The organism is Microbacterium maritypicum (genome assembly GCF_008868125.1).
GTDB lineage: Bacteria > Actinomycetota > Actinomycetes > Actinomycetales > Microbacteriaceae > Microbacterium > Microbacterium maritypicum.
Genome location: NZ_WAAQ01000001.1, coordinates 516,137 through 537,795 on the forward strand (window position 1 = coordinate 516,137; position 21,659 = coordinate 537,795).

At 70.8% G+C, this 21,659-nt stretch carries 22 protein-coding genes; 11 read left to right on the top strand and 11 right to left on the bottom strand.

Translation table 11 applies throughout. The features are described from left to right. Positions 1-6 precede the first annotated feature (6 nt). A complete protein-coding gene (locus tag F6W70_RS02505) occupies positions 7-924 on the top strand; it encodes an EamA family transporter (RefSeq protein WP_055865756.1) in 918 nt (305 codons plus the stop codon). On the opposite strand, the gene F6W70_RS02510 is transcribed toward F6W70_RS02505, so the two are convergent. Further along, the gene (locus F6W70_RS02510; RefSeq protein ID WP_151485839.1) at positions 896-1,675 is read right to left on the bottom strand and encodes a YidC/Oxa1 family membrane protein insertase; all 780 of its coding nucleotides are present in this window, start codon (positions 1,673-1,675) and stop codon (positions 896-898) included. The two genes, F6W70_RS02505 and F6W70_RS02510, sit on opposite strands and share 29 nt — an antisense overlap. A gap of 66 nt (positions 1,676-1,741) precedes the next feature. Then, positions 1,742-2,014: a DUF6412 domain-containing protein gene (locus tag F6W70_RS02515; protein WP_055874279.1), complete on the bottom strand. Its 273-nt coding sequence runs from the start codon at positions 2,012-2,014 to the stop codon at positions 1,742-1,744. Between the two features lie 98 nt (positions 2,015-2,112). On the opposite strand from F6W70_RS02515, the gene F6W70_RS02520 reads away from it, so the two are divergent. The 3 genes from F6W70_RS02520 (at position 2,113) to F6W70_RS02530 (ending at position 3,900) form a co-directional block, all read left to right on the top strand. Beyond that, the gene (locus F6W70_RS02520; protein WP_151485840.1) at positions 2,113-3,159 is read left to right on the top strand and encodes an NAD(P)H-dependent flavin oxidoreductase; all 1,047 of its coding nucleotides are present in this window, start codon (positions 2,113-2,115) and stop codon (positions 3,157-3,159) included. A 91-nt stretch (positions 3,160-3,250) separates the two neighbouring features. Beyond that, positions 3,251-3,508: a type II toxin-antitoxin system Phd/YefM family antitoxin gene (locus F6W70_RS02525; RefSeq protein ID WP_017829287.1), complete on the top strand. Its 258-nt coding sequence runs from the start codon at positions 3,251-3,253 to the stop codon at positions 3,506-3,508. Continuing rightward, the gene (locus F6W70_RS02530; RefSeq protein ID WP_151485841.1) at positions 3,505-3,900 is read left to right on the top strand and encodes a type II toxin-antitoxin system VapC family toxin; all 396 of its coding nucleotides are present in this window, start codon (positions 3,505-3,507) and stop codon (positions 3,898-3,900) included. The genes F6W70_RS02525 and F6W70_RS02530 overlap by 4 nt, the downstream gene beginning before the upstream one ends. Positions 3,901-3,951: 51 nt before the next feature. Here the strand turns inward: F6W70_RS02530 and purU are convergent, their stop codons facing one another. Further along, entirely contained in the window at positions 3,952-4,803 is an 852-nt protein-coding gene (gene purU / locus F6W70_RS02535) for a formyltetrahydrofolate deformylase (protein WP_017829285.1), read from the bottom strand. A gap of 117 nt (positions 4,804-4,920) precedes the next feature. Between purU and F6W70_RS02540 the strand changes: the two genes are divergently transcribed. After that, positions 4,921-6,135 carry a cation:proton antiporter gene (locus F6W70_RS02540; protein ID WP_151485842.1) on the top strand — a complete coding sequence of 405 codons (1,215 nt, stop codon included), beginning with the start codon at positions 4,921-4,923 and terminating at the stop codon, positions 6,133-6,135. Then, entirely contained in the window at positions 6,132-6,602 is a 471-nt protein-coding gene (locus F6W70_RS02545; RefSeq protein WP_151485843.1) for a glutaminase, read from the top strand. The genes F6W70_RS02540 and F6W70_RS02545 overlap by 4 nt, the downstream gene beginning before the upstream one ends. Before the next feature lie 15 nt (positions 6,603-6,617). Here the strand turns inward: F6W70_RS02545 and F6W70_RS02550 are convergent, their stop codons facing one another. The 4 genes from F6W70_RS02550 to F6W70_RS02565 form a co-directional block, all read right to left on the bottom strand. Then, positions 6,618-7,334: a glutamine amidotransferase-related protein gene (locus F6W70_RS02550; protein WP_055865736.1), complete on the bottom strand. Its 717-nt coding sequence runs from the start codon at positions 7,332-7,334 to the stop codon at positions 6,618-6,620. 40 nt (positions 7,335-7,374) lie between these two features. Next, positions 7,375-8,064 (bottom strand): substrate-binding domain-containing protein, encoded by a 690-nt coding sequence (locus tag F6W70_RS02555; protein ID WP_151485844.1) that lies wholly within the window; start codon positions 8,062-8,064, stop codon positions 7,375-7,377. A 61-nt stretch (positions 8,065-8,125) separates the two neighbouring features. Continuing rightward, positions 8,126-8,437, bottom strand: coding sequence for a hypothetical protein (locus F6W70_RS02560; protein ID WP_055874257.1), 312 nt, complete (start codon positions 8,435-8,437; stop codon positions 8,126-8,128). Further along, on the bottom strand, positions 8,437-10,011 hold the full coding sequence (locus F6W70_RS02565; RefSeq protein ID WP_170287845.1) for a PspC domain-containing protein: 1,575 nt from the start codon (positions 10,009-10,011) through the stop codon (positions 8,437-8,439). Before F6W70_RS02565 ends, F6W70_RS02560 begins: the two co-directional genes overlap by 1 nt. Positions 10,012-10,125: 114 nt before the next feature. Here F6W70_RS02565 and F6W70_RS02570 point away from each other — a divergent pair, with 114 nt between their 5' ends. Together F6W70_RS02570 and F6W70_RS02575 are read left to right on the top strand one after the other, a co-directional pair. Further along, entirely contained in the window at positions 10,126-11,373 is a 1,248-nt protein-coding gene (locus F6W70_RS02570; RefSeq protein WP_151485846.1) for an ATP-binding protein, read from the top strand. After that, positions 11,366-12,025 (top strand): LuxR C-terminal-related transcriptional regulator, encoded by a 660-nt coding sequence (locus F6W70_RS02575; protein ID WP_055865721.1) that lies wholly within the window; start codon positions 11,366-11,368, stop codon positions 12,023-12,025. The genes F6W70_RS02570 and F6W70_RS02575 overlap by 8 nt, the downstream gene beginning before the upstream one ends. A 22-nt stretch (positions 12,026-12,047) precedes the next feature. Here the strand turns inward: F6W70_RS02575 and F6W70_RS02580 are convergent, their stop codons facing one another. From F6W70_RS02580 to F6W70_RS02595, 4 genes are all read right to left on the bottom strand, one after another. Then, entirely contained in the window at positions 12,048-12,455 is a 408-nt protein-coding gene (locus tag F6W70_RS02580; RefSeq protein ID WP_017829277.1) for a DapH/DapD/GlmU-related protein, read from the bottom strand. A gap of 80 nt (positions 12,456-12,535) precedes the next feature. Continuing rightward, entirely contained in the window at positions 12,536-13,309 is a 774-nt protein-coding gene (locus F6W70_RS02585; protein WP_151485847.1) for a DNA-formamidopyrimidine glycosylase family protein, read from the bottom strand. Further along, entirely contained in the window at positions 13,309-14,130 is an 822-nt protein-coding gene (locus F6W70_RS02590) for an EI24 domain-containing protein (protein WP_151485848.1), read from the bottom strand. The genes F6W70_RS02585 and F6W70_RS02590 overlap by 1 nt, the downstream gene beginning before the upstream one ends. A 23-nt stretch (positions 14,131-14,153) precedes the next feature. Further along, positions 14,154-18,734 (bottom strand): ATP-dependent helicase, encoded by a 4,581-nt coding sequence (locus F6W70_RS02595; RefSeq protein ID WP_151485849.1) that lies wholly within the window; start codon positions 18,732-18,734, stop codon positions 14,154-14,156. Positions 18,735-18,938: 204 nt separating this feature from the next. On the opposite strand from F6W70_RS02595, the gene F6W70_RS02600 reads away from it, so the two are divergent. From F6W70_RS02600 to F6W70_RS02610, 3 genes are read left to right on the top strand one after another with little or no spacing between them, the layout of a single operon-like run. Further along, entirely contained in the window at positions 18,939-19,694 is a 756-nt protein-coding gene (locus F6W70_RS02600) for a DUF998 domain-containing protein (protein WP_318278780.1), read from the top strand. A gap of 33 nt (positions 19,695-19,727) precedes the next feature. Then, positions 19,728-20,996 (top strand): sensor histidine kinase, encoded by a 1,269-nt coding sequence (locus tag F6W70_RS02605; protein WP_151485850.1) that lies wholly within the window; start codon positions 19,728-19,730, stop codon positions 20,994-20,996. After that, on the top strand, positions 20,993-21,652 hold the full coding sequence (locus F6W70_RS02610) for a response regulator (RefSeq protein ID WP_055865708.1): 660 nt from the start codon (positions 20,993-20,995) through the stop codon (positions 21,650-21,652). The genes F6W70_RS02605 and F6W70_RS02610 overlap by 4 nt, the downstream gene beginning before the upstream one ends. Positions 21,653-21,659 lie beyond the last annotated feature (7 nt).

The following is a 21,659-nucleotide window of genomic DNA, read 5'->3' on the forward strand; positions in this document are numbered from 1 at the left end:
TGTCTGGTGCAGAAGCCCGCCGCGTCCAGCCCCCTCGTGGGGGTCGCACTCGTCATCGGCTCCTGCCTCTCTCTTCCCTTCGGGGCCGCGGTCGCCGCTCAGCTGTTCCCGGTTCTGGGGCCCTGGGGTGTGACCTCGCTGCGCGTCGCGATCGCCGCGGTCCTGCTGGTCGTCATCGTGCGGCCGCGGCCGCGGAAGTGGACCCGCCCGCAGTGGTTGGCCGCCGTGCTCTTCGGCGTCTCCCTCGCCGCGATGAACGGCTTCTTCTACGCCGCGATCGATCGCATCCCCCTGGGGCCGGCCGTCGCGATCGAGTTCCTCGGGCCACTGGTGCTCGCCGCCGTGCTCACCCGGAAGCTCTCGGACTTCACCTGGGTCGGCGTGGCCCTGCTCGGCATGGTCGTGCTGGGCATCGACGGCCTGATCGGCGCCGAACCGCTCGACCCGCTCGGGGTGGTGTTCATCCTCATCGCCGCCGGCTTCTGGGCCATGTACATCCGGATGAGCGCCCGCGTCGGCGCGCTCATCCCCGGCAGCAGCGGCCTGGCCATGGGGCTCGTGGTCGCCGCGGTGCTGCTCATCCCGGTCGGCATCCCGGCCGCATCGACGGTGGCGATGGATCCGCAGCTCCTGCTGCTCGCGGCGATCACCGCGGTGCTGTCGTCGGTGATCCCCTACAGCTTCGAGCTCGCGGCGCTGCGCCGTCTGCCGCAACGGGTGTTCGGCGTGCTGCTGAGCCTCGAGCCCGCCTTCGCCACCCTCGCCGGATGGCTCATCCTCGGGCAGGATGCGACCCCGCTGCGACTGCTGGCCATCGCCCTCGTGATCGCCGCGAGCGTGGGGACCACGCTCGGTGTGCGGAGGGACCGCCGCGACGGAGGTCCCTCCGGCCCCTTCACCGCGCCGATACCGCTGCCCGACTGACCACCGGGGTCGGCAGCGGGAACCGCCGACGCAGGATGATGCGCTGCACGAGCGTCCAGACCACCGTGACGGTGAGGTACAGCGCGGCGGCGAGCGGCACGAACACGGCGAAGACCGCGGTCACGTAGTGCATCGCCGAGACGACGCGCAGCATGACGGGGGAGTTCAGCGGGGAATCGTCGGCGTCGACCGGTGTCGGGCGGAACATACGGCGGGTGACCTCTGCGGCCGCGATCATCACCGCCAGGAGCACCCCGAAGACGAGGAACGTGGCCGCAGTCGCCGTGCCGCCGAAGAGCGCCGCGATCAGACTCGTGCCCAGAGGTGCGCCGAACAGGTCGTGCGCGAGCAGCTCGTTCGCGTGTCCCGCGATCTCCGGGCGCAGGAACAGCGTGTACAGGATGCCGACGACGGGGGCCTGCGCCAGCACCGGGAGCATCCCCGCGAACGGCGAGGTGTTCTCGGCGCGGTACAGCGCCATCGTCTCCTTCTGCAGACGCTCGGGGTTCTTCTTGTGGCGGCGCTGGAGCTCGCGCAGCTTCGGCGCGAGGCGCGCCCTGGTCTGCTCGGCCTTGGCCTGGGAGATGCCGACGGGGATGAGCAGCGCCCGCACCAGCAGGGTGACGAGCATGACGGCGAGGGCGGCGGCCGAGGCTCCGGCGAGAGGGGTGAGCAGGTCGGAGAGTCCGGTCAGGGCGCCGTAGGCGGCGTCGAGGAGGGCGGCGAGAGGGGGAAAGGCGAAGATGTCCATGCAAGAGTCCGTTCGTGGCGTCGGGAAGGGTCGGCGAAGGCCGCGTGATCCCGTCGTGTGAACGGACTACGCGGCGCTCGCGACTCCCGGCGCCCGAGGCCGTGGGTGGCCTGCGGCATCAGGATCGCTCTGCGTGAGGAGGGTGCCGATGTCGATCGCCCGCAGCGGATGCGGGGCGTCTGCGGTGGCTTCGGGGCGCACGCTCAGCACGATCGCGAGCGTGAGGGCCGTGACCGCGAGCACCGCGATCGCGAGGCCGAGAGCTGCCGCATCGGGCATCGAGACGAGCCCGAGCGCGGTCGCGACGAAGCTCAGCATCTGCCCGAACCACTCGCTCATGTGCGCTCTCCCTCCTGCAGCGAGGGTATCACCGGGGTCTGCAGGTCGGACCCGTCACGGTCGACCCCGGGGGTGCGGCGCGGGCGTAACGTCGAAGCATGAGTGACCTTCGCGCCCTGCTCGGGATCGAGCATCCGATCATCCTCGGCCCGTTCGGCGGGCTCTCCTCGACCGCGCTCACCGCGGCGGTGAGCAACGCCGGCGGACTGGGCTCATTCGGCCTGTACGGCTACGAGGGCGACCGCATCCGCGCGACCGGAGCCGAGCTGCGTGCGGCGACCGATCGGCCGTTCGCGGTGAACATCTGGCTTCCCACGGGCGACGAGGTCGACCCCAACCCGCAGCACACGGTGTTCGCCCAGGCGCTGCAACCCTTCTACGAGGCCGTGGGTCTCGACGTGCCGAGCAGACCGGAGCGCTACACCCCCGCCCTGGAGGAGCAGCTCGACGCGATCTGGGAGATCGAGCCCACGGTGCTGAGCGTGGTGTTCGGGGTGCCGTCCGCCGATGTGGTCCGAGAGGCGCACCATCGCGGTATCCGGATCGTCGGCACGGCGACCACCGTGGCCGAGGCGGTCGCGCTCGCCGCAGCGGGAGTGGATGCCGTGGTCGCGACCGGGGCGGAGGCCGGCGGGCATCGGGTGTCCTTCCTGCGCCCTGCCGAGGAGTCGCTCGTCGGGACCTTCGCCCTGATCCCGCAGGTCGTCGATGCGGTGGACGTGCCCGTGATCGCGGCCGGAGGCATCGCCGATCGACGCGGTGTGGCCGCGGCGTTCGCTCTCGGGGCCGCGGGCGTGCAGGTCGGGACGGCCTTCCTCGCCGCCTCGGAGTCGGCGACCAACCAGGCGCACCGCGACGCGATCCGCTCGACCGCTGCCGACGAGACCGTGCTCACGCGGGCGATGAGCGGGCGTCTGGCCCGTGGCGCGCGCAACCGCGTCGTGCGCGCCATCGAAGCCAGCGGCACGATCGCGCCGTTCCCGATGCAGAACTGGCTCACGGGTCGGTTCCGCGCTGCGGCGGGGGAGCAGAACCTGGGCGCGCTGCAGTCGCTGTGGATGGGGCAGGGCGCGCCACTTGTGCGCCATGAGGCCGCCGCGGACGTGTTCGCCGAACTGGTCGCGGGGGCTCCAGTCGCTCCCTGATGCTCATCGACGAACGAGACGGGGAAGAGCCTTCCTGGTGGCGAAGTATCATCGAGTGCTACATAGCCAGGTTTCTGGCTAACATGGACATATGAGCAGTCACAATGTTCTCGACGCGCGCAACAGTCTCTCGAGGCTGATCGCGGACTCTCAGGCGGGCGAAGACGTCGTCATCACCAAGCGGGGGAAGCCGGTAGCGAAGCTCGTCCCGATCGGGCCGGTCGATCTCGTCCGCAGCGGGCGGCTCCTCGTCGAGTGGCTCGAGCGCGACCCGTTGCCCGGGCGGCTGGCCCGTTCGGCCGCCGAGCTCGACGCGCAGATCGCGGAAAGCCGAGACGCCTGGGAATGATCTACCTCGATTCCTGCATCCTGATCTACGCCATCGAAGACGACGGGCCTCGGGGTGACGCCGTCCGAAACGCACTCCGAGAAGTGGACGTCGCGGTGGCCTCGAGCCCTCTGGCGCTTCAGGAGTGCGTGGTCGGCCCGCTGCGCGGGCGCAATCCCGAGCTGCGCGACCGCTACCTCGCGATGTTCGAACACCTCGAAGAAGTAACGCTGGACGCGACGGTCTTCATCCGTTCCGCGGAACTCCGGGCGGATTTCGAGTTGAAGACGCCAGATGCCGTGCATCTCGCTGCGGCTCAGATCGCGGGCTGCACCGAACTGTGGACGAACGACAGACGCCTCGCAGCTGCTTCCCACGGGCTCGCGGTCGACGTGATCGGTGCCCGATCCTGACGCGGCCCCGCTGAGGATTCTCTGTGTTCGCGAGGCGGTACGCTCGCTCCTCTAGAGGATGACCGTGGACTTGCCGTGCACGATCACGCGATCCTCGGCATGCCACTGCACGGCGCGCGCGAGCACCAGACGCTCGACGTCGGCGCCGCGGCTCTGCAGCTCGGCGGCCGACTCGGAGTGGGTCACGCGCGTGACGTCCTGCTCGATGATCGGCCCCTCGTCGAGGTCGGCCGTCGCGTAGTGCGCGGTCGCACCGATCAGCTTGACGCCGCGATCCTTGGCCCGCGCATACGGGTTCGCACCGATGAACGCGGGCAGGAACGAGTGGTGGATGTTGATCACCGGGGCCTCGAGCCGGGTGATGAAGTCGTCGGTGAGGATCTGCATGTAGCGCGCGAGCACGACGAGATCGACGTTGCCGCGCAGCAGCTCCAGCTGGCGCTCCTCCATGGCGGCCTTGTCGCCGGAGGGGATGTGCACGAACGGCACGCCGAACGACCGGACGGCCTCGGCCAGGTCGGGGTGGTTGGAGACGACCATCGTGATGTCGATGTCGAGCTGCCCGCGCTGAGTGCGCCACAGCAGCTCCATCAGGCAGTGGTCGTACTTCGAGACGAAGATCGCGACGCGCTTGCGCCGGGCCACGTCGTGCAGCGACCACTCCATGCCGAAGCGCTCGGCGACGCCGGCGATGTCGGCTTCGAGCGCGGGGCGCGCGGCCGAGAGCCCGTCGAGGTGGATGACGGTGCGCTGGAAGAAGCGTCCGCCCTCGGAGTCCGTCGAGTGCTGGTCGAGGGAGATGATGTTCGCCCCGTGCTGAGCGAGCACGCCGGCGACGGCGGCGACGATGCCGGGCTGATCGTCGCAGGCGATAAGCAGGCGGGCGGTATCGGGCTGAGACATGGGGACTCCTCGAGGGTGTGCATCGATTCTGCCGTGGATGCGCCGAGCGGGCGAATCGCGAGAGCACCGCGCGATGCCCTGCACCCGCGCGACGGCCGCCTCACCTACCCTGAGAGCATGGAAGCGAGCGACCTCGGCCTGGTGCTGGTGCCCCTGCTGGCTGTCGCCGCACCCCTGCTCGCCCGTGGCGTGCGGCCGGTGGTCCGGGTGCCGATCGTGGTGTTCGAGCTCGTTCTCGGCATCCTCATCGGTCCCGCGGTTCTCGGCTGGGTCGAGACGGGACCGCTGCTGGAGAAGCTCAGCGACTTCGGCCTGGCGCTGCTGTTCTTCGTCGCGGGCACCGAGATCGACTTCACGAAGGTCGCGGGCAAGCCGCTCGCCCGGGCATCGCTCGGGTGGCTGCTCAGCGTGATGCTGGGCATCGGCCTGGGTTTCTTCTTCGCGCCGGGTGAGGGGATGGTGGTGATCGGGATCGCCCTCAGCTCGACGGCGCTGGGAACGCTGATGCCGATCCTGCGCGACGCCCGAGAGCTCGACTCGCCCTTCGGTCGTGCGATCAGCGCGATCGGTGCGGTCGGCGAGTTCCTGCCGCTCATCGCGATCTCGATCTTCCTGAGCACGCGGACCACTCCGATCGCCACCGCTGTGCTCCTGACCTTCGTCGTGCTCGCCGGTCTCGCCGTGCTGTTGGCCACGCGCGTGTCGCACGGACGGCTGCACCGTATCGTCCGCGCCACCCTGCACACCTCCGATCAGTTCGGCGTGCGCTTCGTGATCCTCCTCATCGCCGCCCTCGTGGGGCTCAGCGTCATGCTTGACCTCGACATGCTGCTGGGAGCGTTCGTGGCCGGCGCGATCTGGCGCATCATCATGGCGCGCGCGCCGAAGAAGGATGCGGAAGAGGTCGAGAGCAAGATCGAGGCGATCGCCTTCGGATTCCTCGTGCCGATCTTCTTCCTCTACACGGGTGTCACGTTCGACCTGCAGGCGCTGCTCACATCGCCGTCGGCGCTGGCTCTGGTGCCGATCTTCCTGATCGCCCTGCTCGTGATCCGCGGATCGGCGGCGCAGCTGTCGGCCCCGCCCGGAGCGAGTGCTCGCGATCGCGTGGCCCTCGGGCTCCTCGCCGCGACCGGTCTGCCGATCATCGTCGCCGTGACGGCGATCGGTGTCGACCAGGACATGATCGACAGCGGCACGGCCGCGGCGCTGGTCGGCGCCGGCATGCTGTCGGTGCTGCTGTATCCGCTCATCGGCATGACTCTCCGCGGCGACCGCGCGGAGGTCGTCGGGCCGGAGCGGGCCGCCGAGTCCACGCAGGGAGAACTGTGACCACCGCATCCGCACTCTTGACCCAGGCCGTGAAGGATCTGCAGGACACCCCGAAGGAGGGACTCGGCGAGCAGCGCGATTCCCGGTGGCGCGGGCGTCGCATCGTGCGGGTCGGAGACGCCTGGCACCTGGGCGTGCTGCTGCTGACAGAGACGCACGCGCTGGCGACGGCGGAGGTGCTGCGCGCGGCCGACCCCGGGCGCCGCGGCTACACCGCGGAGTCGGCCAGGGAGCGTGCCGAGCGCCGAGCCGAGGCACTGCGCGGTGGCTTCGGCGAGGGTGAGGTCGTGCACGTGGGGTGGAGCGTCATCGACGTCGACGGGGTGGATGCCGGAGGCTCCTCCGGGCCGCTCGCCCTGATCGACGGGGTGCCGTCCGTGCGCTGGAGCACCGCGGGCGGTTTCATGCCGCTGGAGGCATATCTGCGCGAGCGTGTGGCGCTGCTGCGGGACGCGACCGCGAGCTGACGCGGGTTCCCCGACTCAGGCGAAGGTCTCGGCGAAGCGGCGCAGGAGCGCTGCGCCCTCGGTCACCGATGCCGCGAGCACCTGCTGCTGCACCGCGTCGAACTCGTCGGGGTCGAAGTAGCCGGTGGTGCGGTAGAACGTCATGCGGTCGGCGAAGTCGCGCGGAGTGGGCTCGGGGTGGAACTGCGCCGCGTACAGGTGCGTGCCCACGCGGTAGGCCTGCACCGGACAGGTCTCGTTCGTCGCCAGCAGCACGGCACCGGGAGGGGTGCTCGCTGCGCTTTCCTTGTGCGCCGTGAAGACCGTGAGAGCCGAGCCGCTGGGGCCGAACACGGGGTCGGCTGCACCGGCTGCGGTCGTGTCGATCACGGTGGCGCTCGCGGGTTCAGGGGTGTCGGTCACGACCTCGCCCCCGAGCATGCGGGTGACCACGCCGATGCTGAAGCAGGTGAAGAACACCGCGATCTCGGCCGCCATCGCCGCGTCCGCCAGCGTGCGGAGGTCGGCTTCGACCCGCAGCTGCTCCGCGGACTTCACCGTGTCGGAGACGTTGAACGGCGAGCCCCCGACCACGACGCCGCGGTACCCCCGGAGACGCTCGATGTGCAGCGGCGTCTGCAGCAGATCGAGCCGGTCGACCACGTCGACACCGAGGGCCCGGCGGAAAGAGGCATGCTCGGCATCCGCCGCCCCGATCTCGGGCCGCACGCAGACGTAGAGAAGCGAGGCCATCAGGAGATTCTAACGATCGCGCGAGGCCGGGCCGACGCGGTCACCGCGAGGAGTTGGTCGTGCGACCGCGGACGATGCCGACGAAGGTCTCGACGTCGGGCGTGGTGCGCTCGCGCGGCCAGACCAGAGCGACCGTCGATGTCGGTCCGTCCGTGAGGACGCGGTGGTCGGCGTCTTTGCGGTGGTGCAGGCGGGCGAGGGACATCGGGACGACCACGATGCCGACTCCGGATGCCGCCGTCGCGACAGCCTCGCCGGTCGGCAGTGCGGCGAAGGTCGCCGGGAGGGTCCCGGGGAGATCGAGCGGGCCGAGCACGTCGTCGGTCAGCCCGATCAGGACTTCGCCCTCGAGGTCGGAGCCCGTGAGCTCAGCGGCCGCCATCAGGTGCGAATCGACCGCGGCGACGACGACGGGGAGCTCGTCGTACAGGGGGATGATGTGCAGAGCATCGTCGGTGAGCGGCAGACGCACCAGCGCCGCGTCGACCCCGTCGAGCGCGGCCCGCTGTGTAGCGGCCTCGATCGGAACGAGCTCGAGCGGCACTCGTGGCATCCGCTGCTTCCACGCATCGATCCACTTGCCGGGTGTCGCCCCTGGCACCGCGCCCAGACGGAAGGTGCGCGGCGCTTCCGGCTCCGGCTGAGGAGCGTCGAAGACGACCTTGGCGGTCGGCTTCTTCGGCTTCTGTGGGGGGAATCGCTCGGCGGGGGCGGCCTTGTTCCGGCGCACAGGCGTGCCCCTGCTTGCGCCCTTCGCGGGCCGTCTTCCCTGATTCGCCATGGGGTCAAGGTTACTCGGCGAGCGGTTCCGGCACCTCGTGCAGCGGCGCCGGTGCCGTGGCAGCGAGCGTGCGCTGGGCGCGGCGGATCAGCCCGACGGCTCCGCCGACGAGCAGCAGCACACCGATCGTCAACACGACGATCATGTTGACGGTGGTCGGGGTCAGGGCCAACAGCCCGTCTGCGAGGGTCTCGCGTCGGTCGTCGTCGGCGAGCATCCAGAGGGCGCTCGCCGCGACGGAGGAGAACAGGAGGCCCCAGATGATGGCGGCCCAGCGGGTGCGGGGCGGGGTGGCCGGTTCGATGATCGTGGGCGTGCTCATCACTGGTCTTCCTTCACGGGCTCGTAGATGGTGACGTTGATGGCACCACTGGTCTGATCGATGGTGACGGGCTGGACGGTGGTCGCAGACACACGGTCCGAGGAGATGTCCTGGACGATGACGGACTCGCCGCCGCGGTCCTCGAAGGACCAGACGCCGCTGTCGATGATGGTCGCGGTCTCACCCTCCACCCGCGTCCAGTGCGCCGTCCCGGTGTCGAGCGTCGCGCGAAGCTCGAGCTCCACTCCCGCATCGACGTAGATCTCGGTGGTGCCGGAACCCTTCTCGATCACGATCGGCCGGGGCGCGCCGTCATGCTGGTTCAGCGAGAGATAGAGGTCTCCGAACGGCTGACGGATGTGCTCCGCCCGGTTGTTGGAGATCGACGCCCAGCCGAGCGTGAAGCCCTGAAGGGTCGAGAATGCACCGGCCACCAGTCCGCCCATCAGCGTGAGCACGGTGACGAAGGCCAGGAAGCCGCTGCGGCGACGGAACGCTCCGGCGACGATCATGCCGAGCGCGAGGATGAGTGCGGCGGCGAGTAGTCCCAGCGCTCCGCCGAGGGACTCACCGCCGGTGACGAGACCGACGGCGGCACCCGTGATGATGGCGAGACCGATCATGGTCGCGGCGAAAGCGAAGCCCGCCCGCGGGTTCGATGCCCGGCGGATGCGACGGCGCTCGGCCGCCTCTGCGGCGAACACCGCGGCCTCGGCCTGGCGCTCGCGGCGCAGCTGGTCACGGGCAGCCCGTTCGACATCCTGCTGCTGGCGCCGCCATGCCTGGTCCTGCTCCTTCCAGGCGGCGTGCTGAGCGCGCCAGGCCTCGAGGGCCGCAGGGTCTTGAGAACCGGGCGGCAGCGGAACCGGCGGTGCGGGCGGGGTGAGGGCGAGCGAGGCATCCGGTGCCGCAGGCTCCGCGACGGTGTCGGCCGCGGCGTCTGCCTCGATCGGGAGAGTGGCATCCGCCCCCTCGGCGGTACCCGAACCGGCGAGGGGGGCGGATGCGGCCGGGGCCGCCTGATCTGCGGAAGCCACCGGCAGATCCGGCGCGGAAGCACCCGGGGTGCGGCTGGCAGCACGCACGATCAGGAAGAGCAGGCTGGCGACGAGCACGAGCCCGAGGATCCAGCTGATGAGGGAGAGAGCCGACCAGCCGTCGTATCCGAGTCCGAACAGGCGGCCCGCGAGCGGAGCCGTGGGGAACAGGCCGATGACGGCCATCGCCAGGATGCCCCACTGCACGGGCTGGTAGTCGCGGCGCAGCAGGTCGCGCACGTGCACCCGTCCGTCGACGTCGGGCAGCAGCGCCCAGGCGGCGGCGTAGAGGAAGATCACCGGCAATCCGAACAGTGCGGCGACCACGAGCACCCCCCGCACGATCAGCGGGTCGATGCGCAGGCGCGCGGCGATGCCAGCGGCGACCCCGCCCAGCCAGCCCTCGGAGCGGGCGACGCCGAGACCGGCGACCCAGAGCAGGAAGCGATCGGCGCCGCGCGGGATATCTGTGCCCTCAGCGCCACCGGCCGGAGCGGCGGGTTCGGCAGGGGGCGGGGGCGCAGTCGGAATCGTCATGCTTCGATCCTGGCGGCCGCAGGGGGATGCCTGCCATGGGGGGAACCCCTGAGCGGCCCCTGATTCTGGGCAGGGGAGCACCCCGAGCGGGCGCGCGGGTGATTGGATTGCCCCATGTCCTCTTCGGCGCACGCTCCTGCGCGGCCCCCGCGCGTGGCCGCTCCACCGCGCCCGCCGCTGACCCGGGATCGTGAGTGCCTGGTGGCCGGCGTCAGCACGGGGCTCGCCCGCCATCTCGGTGTGCGGGTGTCGTTGGTGCGGGCGCTGTTCATCGCCCTCACGCTGTGCGGCGGCGCCGGCATCCTCCTCTATGCATGGTGCTGGATGTTCACGCCCTGGGCGGAGGGCGAGAGCGCGCCGACCAGACGGATGCCGGTGGCCTGGCTGCTGCTCGCCCCTGCCGCGGTCGGGATGCTCGTCGTCCTCGTCTGGCGAGGAGGCAGCGACTGGCTAAGCGGATCGATCCCGCCCGGCACCGCGGCCGTCGTCGTCGGCGGCACCGTGGCCTTCGCGACGGGTGCCGGTCTCTGGGCCACGCTCATAGATCGCACCGACACCGCGCGCGGGCCCCGGCACACCCTGAGCATCCGGATCCTCTCGATCCTGCTGCTCGCCCTGCTGGTCACGGTTCTGCTGTCCTGGCCGGTGGCGCGGTCGGGTGTGGCGCTGGTGCTCCTCCCACTGGTCGGGCTCGCCGCCGTGGTGTCGTCGACGCTGATCCCGCGGTGGCGGGAGCTGTCGGGTGAGCGGGTGCGCCGCATCCGCGAGGAGCAGCGCAGTCAGATGGCCGCCCACCTGCACGACTCGGTGCTGCAGACACTGGCGCTGATCCAGAACAGGGCGGGGGCCTCCAGCGAAGCCGCGCGGCTTGCCAGGGCGCAGGAGCGCGAGCTGCGTGCCTGGTTGTACGACGGCGATGCCCCCGCCGACAGTGATCTTCCGACCGATCTGCGCGACTATGCGGGAGCGCTCGAACTCGACTACCCCGTGCGCATCGACGTCGTCTCGGCCGGGCTGTCGACCGAGCGGGCGAGCGGGGAGCTCGCCGCGGCGGCGCGGGAGGCGATCCTGAACGCGGCCCGGCACGCGGGTGGCGAGATCTCCGTGTACATCGAGGGAAGCGCCTCGGGGGTGGACGTTTTCATCCGCGATCGGGGGGCGGGATTCCGACTCGACGACGTGCCCAGCGATCGCCTGGGGGTGCGGGAGTCGATCATCGGCCGCATGCGCCGTGCGGGCGGCACCGGAGAGGTCCGCAGCGATGGGAACGGCACCGAGGTGCGCCTTCGCATCACCACGAGCGTGCTCCAGGATCGACCGGCGCCGCGCCCGACCTCTTCCCGGGAGGAGAACCATGGCTGACAGCATCCGGGTCGTGATCGTCGACGACCACTCGATCTTCCGCTCCGGGCTGCGCGCCGACCTCGACGCGAGCGTCGACGTGGTCGGAGAGGCCGCCGACGTGCCGTCCGCGATCGCGGTGATCGGCGAGACGCAGCCCGATGTCGTGCTCCTCGACGTGCACCTGCCAGGGGGTAGCGGAGACGATGCGGCCGGAGGCGAGGCCGTGATCCGCGGCTCGTCTCCCACCGCCGCCCGGTTCCTCGCCCTGAGCGTGTCGGACGCGGCGGCCGATGTCGTGCGCGTGATCCGCGCCGGCGCCAGGGGCTACATCACCAAGGGGTCGTCGGGTGTGGAGGTCAGCAGCGCGGTGCGCGCAGTGGCCGACGGGGATGCGGTGTTCTCTCCGCGGCTCGCCGGCTTCGTGCTGGACGCGTTCGGTGCGGTGGCCGGTGAGACAGCGACGGCGACCGACGAACTCGACCGGCTCTCGGCGCGCGAGCAGGAGGTCATGCGCCTCATCGCCCGCGGCTACGCGTACAAGGAGGTCGCATCCGAGCTGTTCATCTCGATCAAGACGGTCGAGACGCACGTGTCATCCGTGCTGCGGAAGCTGCAGCTGTCGTCGCGTCACGAGCTCACGGCCTGGGCCTCGGAGCGGCGCCTGCTGTGACCCGGCTCTGCGCTCGGATTCCTCAGGCGGCGAGCCACAGACCCTTCTGATCCGTCGCGATGGTGAGCCCGGCGGCAACCGTCTCGTCGTCGCCGATCCTCGCGCCGCGCACGATGCGCGCCCCGGCGCCGATGTCGGTGCGCACGCCCACGTAGGCGTGATCGCCAATCGCCGCGCCGTGGCCGACGTGCGCGTGCGCGTCCACGAACGCGCCCTCGCCGATCACTGCGTCTTCGTCGATCCAGGCGCCGCGCGCGATTGTCGCGCCGGCGCCGACGCGCGCTCCCGGTTCGATATAGGCACCCGCCTCGATATGCGCCTTCGGGTGCACCTTCGCGCCATGCGCGACGAGACCCCGGCCGTTCGCGTGCTTGCGGTACCGCAGCGTCGCGCCCTGGTCGTTCTCGATGTCGACGTAGTTCTTGCCCACGATTCCTCCCGTGCTCCGGAGTTCTCCGGATATACCAACAACCACGGCGAGGTCGGATTCATTCCCGCGGATGGATGTTGTCAGCGTTGACAGGACGGGCACCAGAAGGTGACGCGCTCTCGGGTCGGATCTGCGCCCTGCTCACCGCGCCTGATGAGGGTGCCGCAGCGTCGGCACGGGCGTCCGGCGCGGCCGTACACCCAGGTGGTCTGGCCGCCGCGATTGACGCCGGTGAACGTACGGTCGGCGCGATCGCGGTTCGCCCGGATCGTGCGCACGCCGAGGTCGAGGAGGGCGGCGACATCGACCTCCGGCGTCGGCGTCGTCGGCAGGATTCCCCGCAGGAACAGGAGTTCTGCGGCGTACTCGTTTCCGAATCCCGCGACGTTGCGCTGATCGAGGAGGGCGACATGGATGCTGCGGGTGTCGGCCCCGAGGCGCCGGACCGCCTCTGCCGCATCCCAGTCGGCGGCGAGGGGATCCGGACCCAGGTGGCCGACGAGCTGGTCTTCGTCCCGGGTGGGGACGACCTCGATCTCGGCGATGTCCACGCCGACGGCTTCGCGGTGCGCCGTGCCGACGATCGCGCGCACCTTGAAGGCCGGGTGACGCCACTTCTCGCCGGGTCGGTAGACGAACCAGGCCCCGTCCATGCGCAGATGCGAATGCAGTGTGCTGTCGCCCACACGCAGCAGCAGGTGCTTGCCGCGCGCGAGTGCACCGTGCACCGGCTGCCCGGTCAGATCGAGGGTCGCGAACCGGGGGACCCGGAGGTCGAATCGGGTGACCTCCGCACCCGACAGGGCCTCGTCGAGGCGCCGTGCGGTGCGGAAGACGGTGTCGCCCTCGGGCATCAGGGCGCTCCGAGGGGCGCGTGGGGCGGGTGCGGTGCCTGCGGTGCTGCGGGTGGTGGCGGGGTCGCCGGCAGGCTCGGTGCGGTGGCGCCCGTGCGGGCGAGCATGTCCCGCGCGAGCATGGTGCTGCCGGCGACGGCGGCGGGCATGATCGCGACCGCGCCGCCGGGGATCAGGAAGCAGAGCTGGGTCGCGACGCCGAAACCGAGGACCCGCGCCCGGCTGCCCGAGAACAGGGCGGCGCGATCGGCCGGGCTGAGCTCGCGCGCGTCGAAGGCGCGCCCCGTGAGCTCGCGGGCGAGCAGCCGACCGGTGAGCACCACACCGGAGATGGCGCCGAGGAACCCGCCGACCGCCGGGATGAGGCCGATCAGGAGCACGAGGATCGCGATCAGGATGCCGAGCAGGATCAGCCGGAGCCCCTCGCCGAGCGTTGTCCAGAAGCTGCCGCCGTCCGCCGGAGGCGCCTCGCCCAGGTCGACCTCGACCGCGTGCCAGATGCGCTGGTAGAAGGGGTCGCCGATGGTCAGGGTCAGGGCGCTGAAGACGACGCTGGCGAGCGCGAGTGCGGCCGCCACGATCACGAGGCCCACGGCGGCGCGCAGCAGACCCCTCCACGGCTCGAACCATCCCTCGGCGAACGGGGTCAGCCAGACGGACAGCGATGGCATGCTGAGCACCAGTGGGATGAGGGCGGCCGCGAGCACGACCACGGCGATGATCGCGGGGATCAGCCCGAGCATCATGAGACCGGGCCTGGTGCGCCACAGCCCGAACCCGCGCAGCAGGGTGCGGATGCCGGTCGCGAACTCTCGGATCATGGCTTCCAGCGTAGGTGCATCGCTCAGACGGCCTTGCGGAGCGTGTACCCGCGCGGAGTCGCCACGAAGCCGGCCTCCTGCAGGGCGAGGGCGAGTTCCGTGCCGTAGACGCCCACGCCGTTGATCTTCTCGACGGTCAGGGTGTCGAGGCGGCGACTGCGCGCGGTGGTCGCGAGGTCGGCGGCTGCGGCGCGCAGCACCTCGGGGTCGTCGCTGAACGACAGCACCGTGCGGCCGCCGCGTTCGAGGGAGAGCACGAGGGTGCCGTCGACGAGCACGACCAGAGCGCCCGCCTTGCGCCCGGGGCGGTGCGACACCCCGTCGAGCTTGGGCCAGCCGAGCGCGGCACCGTAGGGGTTCGCGGGATCGGTCGCCGCGAGGGTCACGGCCTTGCGGGGAGGCGGGTCGGCGAGTCCGGCGTAGGTGCGCAGACGATCGACCGTTCCGGAGGCGGCGAACTGCGCGGCTCCCAGCTTCTCGATCACGTAGCCGCGGCGGCAGTGGCCGGCTTCCTCGAAACCGGCGAGCACCCGGTAGGCCTGGGCGAAGCCACCGGGAACGCCCTCGGCCTGCACGGCGCCGCGGGTGACGACGCCGTAGCGGTCGAGCAGGAGCCCGGCGGTGACGGTCGCCCGGCGGGCGGGATCGGTCTCGAGTGCAGGCAGCAGCGACCAGCGCCCGCCGATCGAGGGCGGCCGGGGAGCTGCGGCACCCGTGAAGGACACGCCACGGTAGGTGCGGGCACGGGGAGCGCGGCGTTTGACCTTGTGCGCCTGCGAGCCGCCCGCGAGAAGGGAGCGGATCGGGGCGAACGTGTCGTTGGTGACGTGGCCCGACCACGTCAGCGACCACAGCGCCTCGAGCACGGACTGCTCGTTCTCGGCCGCCGCCATCTCTTTCAACTGCCCGGCGAAGTAGGCACCGCCCACGTCGAGGGCGACGAGGATGCGCGACTCCAGGGAATCGGACGCGATCTCGGCGTCGCGCTCCGGCAGGGTGAAGGGCGCGAGGTCTGCCGGATGCAGCGACACCCAGCCGTCGCGCCCCGGCAGCGTGCCGTGGCCTGACCAGATGACCTCTCCGGCGGCCGTCAGCTCGTCGAGCATCGCGGGCGAGTAGTCGCGCACCCGGGAGGGGAGCACGAGCGACTCCCACGCGCTCGCGGGGATCGGCACGCCCGCGAACTGCTCGATCACGGTGAGCACGCCGTCGACGCCTTCGAGCGGTCGTCCGATGTGCTGCCAGTCCGGCAGGAATCGGGCATAGGCCTCGGGGGAGACGGGCTCGACCGATCCGCGGATCGCGGCGAGCGAGCGCATCCGAAGGCGGCGCAGCACCTCGGCGTCGCACCATTCGATGGCGTCTGCGCTGCCGGCCGCCTCGGGCAGGAAGTACCCGCTCGTGATCCGGCCTGCGGTCTCGAGGCGTTGCAGCGTGTGCCGGGCGACGGCGGCGCCGAGTCCGAACCGCGTGGCGACGGCATCCGTGGTGAACGGGCCGTGCGTGCGGGCATGCCGGGCGACGAGGTCGCCGAGGGGATCGGCGACGGGTTCGAGGAACGCCACAGGGATGCCGGTGGGCAGCGCCGCTCCCAGCGCATCGCGCAGACGCCCCGCATCCTCGATCGCGGCGACGCGGCTCGTGCCGGCGATCGTGACGGGGATCGCCCGGCGCGCGGTGATCAGCTCGTCGAGCAGCGCTCCGGCCGAGGCGTCGGCCATCGACTCGGGGTCGAGGCGCGCGGCCACCTCGTCGGCGTCGAGCGGCCCGAGCATCCGCAGCAGGTCGGCGACGCCCTCGAGCCCGCGTGCCCGGCGATCGGGGTCGAGACGCTGGGCCTCGCGCTCGAACTGGGCGATCACATCGGGGTCGAGCAGTTCGCGCAGCTCGACCGTGCCCAGCAGCTCGCCCAGCAGCGCGGGGTCGACCGAGAGCGCGGCCGCTCGGCGCTCGGCGAGAGGGGAGTCGCCCTCGTACATGAACGCGCCCACGTAGCCGAACAGCAGGTCGCGGGCATAGGGCGACGGCTGCCCGGGCTCGGTCTCGACCAGGCGGATGCGGCGATCCGCGATCGACGTCGCGAGTGTGCGCAGCGAGGGGAGGTCGTAGACGTCCTGCAGCACCTCGCGCAGCGTCTCCAGGATCACCGGGAACGTCGGATGACGTCTGGCCACCTCGAGCAGTTGCGCCGACCGCTGCCGCTGCTGCCACAGCGGCGTGCGCTTGTTCGGGTTCATGCGCGGCATGAGCAGCGCGCGCGCCGCGCACTCGCGGAACCGGGAGGCGAACAGGGCGGAACCGCCCACCTCCTCGGTGACCAGGTGTTCCAGCTCGTCGGGGTCGAACACGAACAGCTCGGCGCCGGGCGGCTCGGCCTCGGCGTCGGGGATGCGCACGATGATGCCGTCGTCGCTCGCGACCGCCGACCCCTCGACGCCGAGACGCTCGCGCACCCGCGCGTTGATCGCCAGCGCCCAGGGGGCATGCACCTTCATCCCGTACGGGGAATGCAGGATGACGCGCCAGTCGCCGACCTCGTCGCGTCCCCGCTCGACCGTCAGGGTGCGGTCGGTGGGCAGCGTGCCCGTCGCCTCGCGCTGCTCGGTCAGGTGGGCCATGAGGTTCGCCCGTGCCTGCTCGTCGAGCCCGGCATCGATGAGTCGCTGCGCCGCCTTCTCGGGGGTGGCCGCCGACACCTCGCGGGAGAACGCGCCCAGCGCCTCGCCGAGTTCGAACGGTCGGCCGATGCCGTCGCCGTGCCAGAACGGCACCTTGCCCGGCTGGCCGTAGGCGGGGATCACGTTGACGCGGTCGTGGGTGATCTCAGCGATCCGCCAGCTCGTCGTGCCGAGCGTGAACACATCTCCCACCCGAGACTCGTAGACCATCTCCTCGTCGAGCTCGCCCACGCGTGCTCCGGTCGTCTCGCCGGCGACGAAGACCCCGAACAGGCCGCGGTCGGGGATCGTGCCGCCACTGGTCACCGCGATGCGCTGCGCACCGGGGCGTCCGGTCAAGGTGCCGGCGTCGCGATCCCACACCAGTCGCGGCCGCAGCTCCGCGAACTCGTCGGAGGGGAAGCGCCCGGCGAGCAGATCGAGAGTCGCCTCGTAGGCCGAACGCGGAAGGGCCTGGAAGGGCGCCGACCGGCGGACCGTCTCGAACCACTCCTCCACGCCGATGGCGCCGAGCGCGCTCGCCGCGACCGTCTGCTGGGCCAGGATGTCGAGCGGGTTGCGTGGCACCTGGATGGCCTCGATCTTGCCCGCCAGCATCCGCTCGGTCACGATCGCGGTGTGCAGCACGTCGCCGCGATGCTTCGGGAAGAGCGCGGCGCGACTGATCTCGCCCACCTGGTGCCCGGCGCGGCCGACGCGCTGCAGGCCCGAAGCGGCGGACGGGGGCGCCTCGACCTGGATCACGAGATCGACCGCACCCATGTCGATGCCGAGTTCGAGACTGCTCGTCGCCACGACGCAGCGCAGCACCCCCGACTTCAGCTCCTCTTCGACCTGAGCCCTCTGCTCCTTCGAGACCGACCCGTGGTGCGCCTTCGCGAGCACGGGATCGGCGCCCGCGGTGGCTCCGGCCTGCGCCATCATGGCGGCGGGTATGGTCGCCGCCGGCAGCTCGATGCCGATGCGCTCGGAGTAGATCTCGTTCAGTCGGCCCGTCAGGCGCTCGGCGAGCCGGCGGGAGTTGGCGAACACGATCGTCGAGTTGTTCTGCAGGATGCGGTCGACGATCGCCTCCTCGACATGCGGCCAGACGGATCCGGTGACCTCGGAGTATTCGGCATCGGCCGCGTCCCCCGGCACACCGGGAGGGGGCGGCGGGTTGGTCATGTCGTCCATCGGCACGACCACGCCGAGCTCGAAGGTCTTGGATGCGGGAGGTGCGACGATCTCGACCGGAGCCGACCCGCCGAGGAACCGCGCGACCTCGTCGATCGGACGCACCGTGGCCGAGAGCCCGATGCGCTGCGCCGGCTTCTCGATGCCGTTCGCGCGGCGCAGGGCGTCGAGACGCTCGAGACTCACGGCGAGGTGTGCGCCGCGCTTGGTGGCGGCGACGGCGTGCACCTCGTCGATGATCACGGTGTGCACCCCGCGCAGGGTCTCGCCCGCCCGGCTCGTGAGCATGAGGTAGAGCGACTCGGGGGTCGTGATGAGGATGTCGGGCGGATCTGACACGAGCTTGCGCCGGTCGCTCGAGGTCGTGTCGCCCGATCGCACGCCGACCGTCACCGCAGGCGAGGGCACTCCGAGCCGTCTCGCCGACTGCCCGATGCCGATGAGCGGGGAGCGGAGGTTGCGCTCGACGTCGACGCCGAGCGCCTTCAGCGGGGAGATGTAGAGGATGCGCGTGCGCGGCTCGCCCTTCGCAGGCGCGGAGGTCTCCGCCATGCGCTCGCGGAACACGCTGTCGATCGCCCACAGGAAGGCCGAGAGCGTCTTGCCCGAGCCGGTCGGGGCCACCACGAGGGCGTGCTTGCCTGCGGAGATCGCGTCCCACGCGCCCGCCTGAGCGGGAGTGGGCGCGGGAAAGGCACCCCGGAACCAGTCCTGCGTCGCGGGGGTGAAGCGGTCGAGCACATCGCTCATCCCTCCATCTTCGTGCAGGCCGGGGACATCGGGGTCGTGACGATGTCGGCGGAGGGCGACCTCGACACCTTCATCGAGGTCGCCGAGGTCTGTCCGGCAGAGCAGGCCACCTGCGCCGGGGCGTCGTACCGCAGTACGACGCCCCGGCGCAGTGGGCACTTCGGGCCGACGCGACGGGGCGGCCTGCGCTCATACCGTCTCCCTATGCCCACCGGAAACACCGTCTCCCATCCCGCAGGAACCGCGTTGCGCGTCATCGCCTCGATCGTCGGAAGCGTGCTCGTCGCCGTCGCGCTGAGCATCATCGGGATCGCCAGGTTGAGCATCGATCGGGTCCTGTACGTGAGTGGTCTCGGCGCAGACGGCGAGCCGACCGCCGGATGGTTCGAACTCGCGCTGCTCCTGCTCGTCGTCGGGGGCTTCGCTGTGGCCTGGGCCGCGCGCGGGCTGCGCTCCACGGTGCCGTGGCTGAGCGTCTGGTCGCCGTCGTTCTCGGTGGCGATGGCGTCGTCGCTGTTCCTGGTGGCCTCGCAGGTCACGTGCACGACCGGATGCCCGCTGCCGGTCGGGCCCGCGTTCACGTGGCAGGACCTCGTGCACACGACCGTCGCCGTTCTCGCCTTCGCGCTCACCGCCTTCGCGATGCTCCAGGTCTCGTTCGTGGAGGGTCGACGGCGGCTGCGGGTGCTTTCGCTCGGCGCCGGTGTCTCCACCGCAGCGATCGCGGCGGCCGGCGGCATCCTCTCGCTCCTGCAGTTCCGCACCGACATCGGGAGCATCCTCGAACTCGTCGCGACCACCATCGGGATGGGGTGGCTCGCGATCCTCGGAATGGACACCGCGGTCGCGCAGCGGCGGGTGCGGCGCAAGACATGGAAGCCGGTGCTGCAGGCCGTCGAAGTCCACAGGAGCACCGCGCGCAGCACGGGAACGATCTCTCTCGTCGCCGTCTCCCGCTGAGGGAGCCGCGAGTGCGGTGCGTAGAGTCGTCACATGCGAGAGTCAGCACCGGCCGGCGATGGAGGGGTCCGTGCGGTGGACCTGCCACGGCCACCGGGAGTGGTGCGGCGGTTCTGGGGGAGTCACCCCTGGCTCTTCGACGGGCTGCTCGCCTTCTTCTATCTCCTTCTGAGCGGGTTCTGGGTGCTGGTCACCCCGTTGTCGTCGGGAAAGTGGTCGCCGCTCCCACCGATTCTCATCCCGCTGATCCTCGCGCTCGTCGGCGCCGCGGGCCTGCTCGTCCGGCGCCATCGTCCCTGGATCACCTTCGCGGTGTTCGTCATCGTCGCGGTGATCACGATCGTGATCGACACCCCCGCCGACCCGATCGGCATCGCCCTGGCGCTGTACGCCGTGTTCGTCTATCGCTCGAACCGCAGTGGTTGGATCGCCTTCGGGATCACGGTCCTCGGCGGCATCCTCGTGTTCCCGCTGCTGGACGGCCTGCGGCGGGGCGACCTCGGCGGCTCGTTCTCCGTGGCGGTGAGCCTGCTCTTCCTCGTCGTGATGCTGATCGCCGCGCTCCTCGGAGTGACCGTGGGTGACCGGCGCCGCTACATCGGGGCGATCCTCGACCGCGCCAATCAGCTCGCGCGCGAACGTGACCAGCAGGCGAGGATCGCGACACTGGCCGAGCGTGCGAGGATCACCCGCGAGATCCACGATGTCGTGGCGCACAGCGTGTCGGTCATGGTGTCTCTCGCGGACGGTGCGAGCGCGCTGGCCGAAAAGGACCCGCAGCGGTCGCGGAGTGCCGTTCAGGAGATCGGCGAGGTCGGTCGGCAGTCTCTCATCGAGATGCGGCAGCTGCTGGGAGCCCTCGGAGACGACACCGTCGACGCGGACGAGCAGAGTCCGCTGCGCCCCAATCCCGGACTGAGCGAGCTCACCGTTCTGGTCGAGACCTTCCGCACGGCCGGGCTGCCGGTCACGGTGCGCACGCAGGGAGCGGCGCCCTCATCACCGGCTCTGCAGAACACGATCCACCGCATCGTGCAGGAGGCGCTCACGAACGCGCTGCGCTACGCGAAGGATCCGCGCGAGGTGCTCGTGAACCTCGACTTTCGTGGAGAGGTCCTGATGGTCGAGGTCTCGGATGACGGACGGCAGGGCCCACCGGCGGCATCCGTCGGGTCGGGACGCGGCCTCCTCGGAATCCGGGAGCGTGCACGACTCGCAGGCGGAACCGTGCAGGCGGGCCCCGCACCCGGCGGCGGATGGCGCGTGCGGGTGGAGATCCCCGAGCAGGAGGAACAGCGATGACCGAGGAACGAATCCGACTCCTCATCGTCGACGATCACGAGCTGATCCGGCGCGGTATGCGAATGGTGCTCGACGCCGAGGACGACATGCAGGTGGTGGGCGAGGCGGTTTCCGGTGCGGAGGCCGTGCACATGGCCGCGGATCTGCGACCCGATGTGATCCTGATGGACATCCGGATGCCGGAGATGGACGGCATCGAGGCGACCCGCCGCATCGTCAGAGGCACGCCGTCGAGCCGCGTGCTGGTGCTCACGACCTTCGACCTCGACGAGTATGCGTTCGGGAGCCTCCGCGCAGGAGCGAGCGGATTCCTGCTGAAGAATACGCCTCCCGGGCAGCTGACCACCGCTATCCGAGCGATCGCCGCGGGTGACGCCCTGGTCTCGCCGCGTGTGACCCGATCGATGCTCGACCTGTTCGCCACACGCCTGCCCCGGGAGTCCGAGACGGTGGATCCGCGGTTGGGGGTGCTGACCGAGCGGGAGCGCGAGGTGTTCCTCGCGATCGCCAAGGGCTACAACAACACCGAGATCAGCAAGAGCCTGTTCGTGTCCGAGTCGACCGTGAAGACCCACGTCGGCCGCATCCTGTTGAAGCTCGATCTGCGCGACCGCGTGCAGGCCGTCATCCTCGCCTACGAGGCCGGGGTGGTCTGACAGCACG

Coding starts and splice junctions, on each gene's coding strand:
- F6W70_RS02530 (WP_151485841.1), top strand. CDS start 3,505: ATGATCTACCTCGATTCCTGCATCCTGATCTACGCCATCGAAGACGAC.
- F6W70_RS02550 (WP_055865736.1), bottom strand. CDS start 7,334: ATGGCCTCGCTTCTCTACGTCTGCGTGCGGCCCGAGATCGGGGCGGCG.
- F6W70_RS02610 (WP_055865708.1), top strand. CDS start 20,993: ATGACCGAGGAACGAATCCGACTCCTCATCGTCGACGATCACGAGCTG.
- F6W70_RS02565 (WP_170287845.1), bottom strand. CDS start 10,011: ATGACGATTCCGACTGCGCCCCCGCCCCCTGCCGAACCCGCCGCTCCG.
- F6W70_RS02575 (WP_055865721.1), top strand. CDS start 11,366: ATGGCTGACAGCATCCGGGTCGTGATCGTCGACGACCACTCGATCTTC.
- purU (WP_017829285.1), bottom strand. CDS start 4,803: ATGTCTCAGCCCGATACCGCCCGCCTGCTTATCGCCTGCGACGATCAG.
- F6W70_RS02585 (WP_151485847.1), bottom strand. CDS start 13,309: ATGCCCGAGGGCGACACCGTCTTCCGCACCGCACGGCGCCTCGACGAG.
- F6W70_RS02570 (WP_151485846.1), top strand. CDS start 10,126: ATGTCCTCTTCGGCGCACGCTCCTGCGCGGCCCCCGCGCGTGGCCGCT.
- F6W70_RS02520 (WP_151485840.1), top strand. CDS start 2,113: ATGAGTGACCTTCGCGCCCTGCTCGGGATCGAGCATCCGATCATCCTC.
- F6W70_RS02590 (WP_151485848.1), bottom strand. CDS start 14,130: ATGATCCGAGAGTTCGCGACCGGCATCCGCACCCTGCTGCGCGGGTTC.
- F6W70_RS02560 (WP_055874257.1), bottom strand. CDS start 8,437: ATGAGCACGCCCACGATCATCGAACCGGCCACCCCGCCCCGCACCCGC.
- F6W70_RS02515 (WP_055874279.1), bottom strand. CDS start 2,014: ATGAGCGAGTGGTTCGGGCAGATGCTGAGCTTCGTCGCGACCGCGCTC.
- F6W70_RS02510 (WP_151485839.1), bottom strand. CDS start 1,675: ATGGACATCTTCGCCTTTCCCCCTCTCGCCGCCCTCCTCGACGCCGCC.
- F6W70_RS02595 (WP_151485849.1), bottom strand. CDS start 18,734: ATGAGCGATGTGCTCGACCGCTTCACCCCCGCGACGCAGGACTGGTTC.
- F6W70_RS02600 (WP_318278780.1), top strand. CDS start 18,939: ATGCCCACCGGAAACACCGTCTCCCATCCCGCAGGAACCGCGTTGCGC.
- F6W70_RS02540 (WP_151485842.1), top strand. CDS start 4,921: ATGGAAGCGAGCGACCTCGGCCTGGTGCTGGTGCCCCTGCTGGCTGTC.
- F6W70_RS02525 (WP_017829287.1), top strand. CDS start 3,251: ATGAGCAGTCACAATGTTCTCGACGCGCGCAACAGTCTCTCGAGGCTG.
- F6W70_RS02605 (WP_151485850.1), top strand. CDS start 19,728: ATGCGAGAGTCAGCACCGGCCGGCGATGGAGGGGTCCGTGCGGTGGAC.